The 4,657-nt window shown below is 71.0% G+C and carries 4 protein-coding genes; 1 reads left to right on the top strand and 3 read right to left on the bottom strand.

Translation table 11 applies throughout. The features are described from left to right. Nucleotides 1-67 precede the first annotated feature (67 nt). Together D7V97_RS40315 and D7V97_RS40310 are read right to left on the bottom strand one after the other, a co-directional pair. On the bottom strand, nt 68-1,702 hold the full coding sequence (locus D7V97_RS40315) for a long-chain fatty acid--CoA ligase (protein ID WP_120615876.1): 1,635 nt from the start codon (nt 1,700-1,702) through the stop codon (nt 68-70). 151 nt (nt 1,703-1,853) lie between these two features. Next, entirely contained in the window at nt 1,854-2,891 is a 1,038-nt protein-coding gene (locus tag D7V97_RS40310) for a 6-phosphofructokinase (RefSeq protein WP_120615874.1), read from the bottom strand. A 154-nt stretch (nt 2,892-3,045) separates the two neighbouring features. Between D7V97_RS40310 and D7V97_RS40305 the strand changes: the two genes are divergently transcribed. Next, nucleotides 3,046-3,813: a glucosamine-6-phosphate deaminase gene (locus tag D7V97_RS40305; protein ID WP_120615873.1), complete on the top strand. Its 768-nt coding sequence runs from the start codon at nt 3,046-3,048 to the stop codon at nt 3,811-3,813. A gap of 82 nt (nt 3,814-3,895) precedes the next feature. On the opposite strand, the gene D7V97_RS40300 is transcribed toward D7V97_RS40305, so the two are convergent. Next, the coding region (locus D7V97_RS40300) for a lytic transglycosylase domain-containing protein (RefSeq protein ID WP_233583545.1) at nt 3,896-4,657 on the bottom strand (762 nt) is incomplete at its 5' end.

Raw genomic sequence — 4,657 nt, 5'->3', positions numbered from 1 at the left:
CCAGCGCGAGCCACCGACCCCTTCCGGTGTCAGCTGCCCGGCGCTGGCTTCCAACCCTTCAACCCCTTCAGGACGCGACAGGCACCTTCATCAGGTGGTCCCCGTAATCCTCGCGCAGCTTCATCTTCAGGAACTTGCCCGTCGACGTGCGCGGAATCTGGGGCACGAAGAGGATGTCATCCGGCAGCCACCACTTCGCGAACTGCTTCTCCAGATGGGCCGTCAGCTCCGCCCTCGTCGCCTGCTGCCCGGTCTTGAACACGACCGCCGCCAGCGGCCGCTCGTCCCACTTCGGGTGCCGGCCCGCGAACACTGCCGCCTCCAGCACCGCCGGGTGCGCCATCAGCGCGTTCTCCAACGCCACGGAGCTGATCCACTCGCCGCCCGACTTGATGACGTCCTTGCTGCGGTCGGTGATGTGCAGGTAGCCCGCCGGGTCGATGGTCACCACGTCGCCCGTCTTGAACCACCCGTCCGCGGTGAAGCGGTCCTTGCCCTCGTCCCCGAAGTACGAGGCCGCCACCATGGGCCCACGCACCTCCAGCTCGCCCATGGCCTTGCCGTCCCACGGCAGCACCTCGCCGGTGTCGCTCACGTGGCGCGTCTCCACGAAGGGCACCGAATAGCCCTGCGACGCATAGGCATCCAGCTGCGTCTCCGGGGACGCCGTGTGCAGGTCGCCCTTGAGCCGCGCGAGCGTGCCCACCGGGTTCATCTCCGTCATGCCCCAGGCGTGCAGCACCTCCAGCTTGTGGCGCTTGCGGAACCCGTCGATGAGCGACGGCGGCGCCGCCGAACCGCCAATCACCATGTGCCGCATCGCGCTCAGGTCCCACTTGCCCGGCTCCCGGTCCAGCTGCGCCAGGATGCCCAGCCAGATGGTGGGCACGCCGCCCGCCACCGTGACCTTCTCGTCGCGCATCAGCTCCAGCAGCGACTGCGGATCCAGGTGCGGCCCCGGCAGCACCTGCTTCGCCCCCGTGAGGAGCGCGTCGAAGGGCAGGCCCCACGCCGCCGCGTGGAACATGGGCACCACCGCCAGCACCGTGTCCGTGTCCCTCAGCCCCAGCACCTCCGGCAGGCAGCACACCAGCGTGTGCAGCACGATGGAGCGGTGGCTGAAGAGCACGCCCTTCGGGTTGCCCGTCGTCCCGGACGTGTAGCAGAGCATCGCCGCGCTGTTCTCATCCAGGCGCGGGAACGCGAACGTGTCCGACTCCGCCGCGAGCAGCTTCTCGTAGTCCAGCCGGCCCTCCGGTACCGGGCCGTCGTCCGGGATGACGATGACGTGTTTGATGCAGCCCGCCGCCTTCTCGAACTTCTCCAGGAGCGGCAAGAGCGACCGGTCCACCACCACCACCGTGTCCTCCGCGTGGCGCGCGATGTAGGCCAGGTCGTTGGGGTGCAGCCGCAGGTTGAGCGTGTGCATCACCGCGCCCATCGCCGGCACGCCGAAGTACACCTCCAGGTGCTGGTGGTGGTTCCAGCTGAGCGACGCTACCCGCGTCCCCGGCTTCACCCCCAGCCGTGTCAGCGCGTTGGCCAGCTGGCTCGTGCGCTTGTGGAAGTCCGCGTACGTGTAGCGGTGCAGGGACTTGTCCGGGTTGCGGCTGACGATCTCCTGCGAGGCGTAATAGGAGCGCGCACGTTCCAGGAAGTGCGTCAGGGTGAGCGGGAAGTCCATCATGCGACCGGTGAGCATCGGCACCATCCCTTCGGGAGCGGGTGTACGGGGGGCCGATGCTACCGGATGCTTCGCGCCGTGCCCTCCACTCCCCGTGGGGGAGGGCGATGGCGCACCACGTCAATGTCCGGCGAAGGAAAGGCCGGAGCACGCCGGGGGGAAGCCGGGGTCAGCCGAAGAAGACCTGGGCGACCTCGAAGAACTCCTTGGGGACGCGCTTGAGCTCGCGGGTGGCCTCGGAGAGGCGCTCGCTGACGATCTCGTTGCCGCGCAGGGAGGCCATCCTGCCGAACTCGCCGCGGGCCACCATGTCGCACGCATGCACGCCGAACCGGGTGGCGAGCACCCGGTCGTGCGCCGTGGGGGCGCCGCCGCGCTGGATGTGGCCCAGCACGGACACGCGCGTCTCGAAGCCGGTGCGGCGCTCGATCTCCTGCGCGACGATGTTGCCCACGCCGCCCAGGCGGGGCCGGCCGGCCTCGTCCAGCGCTCCGGTGGTGACGAGCTGTTCGCCCTGTTCGGCGGACATCTTGATGCGCGTGCCCTCCGCCACCACGACGATGGAGAAGGTGCGGCCGCCCGCGTTGCGGCGCTGGAGGTGCTGGGCCACGGCCTCCAGGTCGGCGGGGATCTCCGGCACGAGGATGACGTCCGCGCCGCCCGCGATGCCCGCGTAGGTGGCGATCCACCCCACGTGCCGGCCCATCACCTCGCAGACGATGACGCGCTTGTGGGACTCGGCGGTGGAGTGCAGCCGGTCCACGGCCTCCGTGGCGATGCCCACCGCGGTGTCGAAGCCGAAGGTGAAGTCGGTGCCGTTGAGGTCGTTGTCGATGGTCTTCGGCACGCCGACGATGCGCACGCCCTCCTCGGACATGCGCGTGGCGGCGGACAGGGTGCCTTCACCGCCAATGGCGATGACCGCGTGGATGCCATTGCGTTCAATGGCGCGCTTCACGCGCTCCAGGCCGTTCTCCACCTTGAACGGGTTGACGCGCGAGGTGCCGAGGATGGTGCCACCCCGGTGCAGGATGCCGGAGGTGGTCTCCCGCGTGAGGCGGAAGTGGTTGTCGTCCAGCAGGCCCTTCCATCCATCGCGCAGGCCCATCATCTCGAAGCCGTGCTCGCTGGCACGGCGGACGATGGCGCGGATGACCGCATTGAGGCCGGGGCAATCACCCCCGCCGGTGAGCACGGCGACTTTCATGAAACAGGTTCTAGCCCGACCCGGGCTTCGCGCGTGAGGACCGTTTGCAGGGAGCGCCCCCCGGAGGCCCTTCCCGGCCCCCGGGCATGCGGGGGGACGGACGTCCGGGGGCAGACGCGACCGGGGAAGGAGGAGGGCGTATGCTGGCCGGCCCATGAACCTACGCGTGTTCGAGACGGAACAGGAGGCGGCCACCACCTGCGCGGCGCGAATCGCCGAGGCCGTGCGGCACACGCCGGAGCTGGTGCTGGGGCTGCCCACGGGGCGCTCGCCGCTCAACGTCTACCGGGGCCTGTCAATGCTGGCGATGCAGGGGAAGCTGGACCTGTCGCGGGCGACCACGTTCAACGTGGACGAGTTCCTGGGCCTGCCGCCGGAGGACGCGGGCAGCTTCCGCGCGTACATGGACCGGCACCTGTTCCGGCATGTGAATCTGTCAACGGAGCGGATCCACTTCCTCGACGGGTGCGCGCCGGACGCGGAGGCCGAGTGCGCGCGCTACGACGCGGCGCTGGCGCAGGCCGGAGGGCTGGACCTGCTGCTGCTGGGCGTGGGGCCCAACGGGCACATCGCCTTCAATGAGCCGGGTGATGTGTTGACCGCGATGAGCCACCGCACGCGGCTGAGCCGGGAGACGCGGCTGTCGCACATGCAGCCGTTCGGGGACGACCCGTCGCGCGTGCCCATGTCGGCGCTGACCGTGGGCATGGCGGCGGTGCTCCAGGCGCGCAAGGTGGTGGTGCTGGCATTCGGCGTGAACAAGGCGGCGGCGGTGACGGGGATGGTGCACGGCCCCATCACCACGCGGTGCCCGGCGTCGTTCCTCCAGCTCCACCGGGACGTGGAGGTGTGGCTGGACACGGGCGCCGCCAGCGGCCTGCACGGCCGGCGGCTGGAAGAGGCGCGGTCCCGGAGGGACTGACGCCCCCGGGCTCCGCCCCCAGGCTCTCAGGCTCTCAGGCTCTCAGGCTCTCAGGCTCTCAGGCTCTCAGGCTCTATCGACGCTACGGCTTCCGCGCGGAGGCGAGCGTGGGAGCGCCCACTGGCCGGGACGCGGGCTTCTTCCCCGGCGCCTTCACCCGGAGCACCGTCGGAGGCTTCGTGGCGGCGGCAGGCGGCCGGGCCTTGCGTGCGGCGGCCTTCGCCACCGGGGCCCGCTCAGGCACCTTCGGAGAGGGCGGGGCGGCGGGGCGCTGCACCACCACCGGCGGAGGCGGCCGGGTGTGCTCCCAGGCCGACATCACCCGGGCGACGTAGAACTCCGTCTCCCCGTTGCGCGGCACGTGCCCGTTCACCGAACCGGGCCCCGCGTTGTACGCGGCCACCGCGAGCCGCACGTCCCGAAACCTGCGGAGCTGCTCGGCCAGGTAGCGCCCGCTCGCGTCGATGGAGGGCGCCGGGTCGAAGGGGTCCTCCACCCGCATCAGCGCGGCCGTGTCCGGCATGAGCTGCCCGGGGCCCATGGCTCCCGCGGGCGAGATGCGGTGCACCCGCGTCTCCGACTCCACCTGGATGAGCGCCCGCAGCAGCCCCGGCGGGATGCCGTGGCGGCGCTCGGTTTCGGAGATGAGGGGCGTGAGCGGCGGGTGCGCGTCCAGCACGCAGGCGGGCCGGTGCGCCGCGTACGCGCCCAGCGCCCGCGCCTTGGTCTGGAGGAAGGAGAAGGACAGCGGCGACACCTGCGTCCCGCCCAGCCACGCCACGCCCACGTTGAGCAGCACGACCGGCGCGAGCACGCACGGCGTCAGCCACGCCCACCACGGAAT

The sequence above is a fragment of the Corallococcus sp. CA053C genome, assembly GCF_003611675.1.
Classification (GTDB): Bacteria; Myxococcota; Myxococcia; order Myxococcales; family Myxococcaceae; genus Corallococcus.
This window is presented reverse-complemented; position numbering and strand designations above follow the sequence as displayed.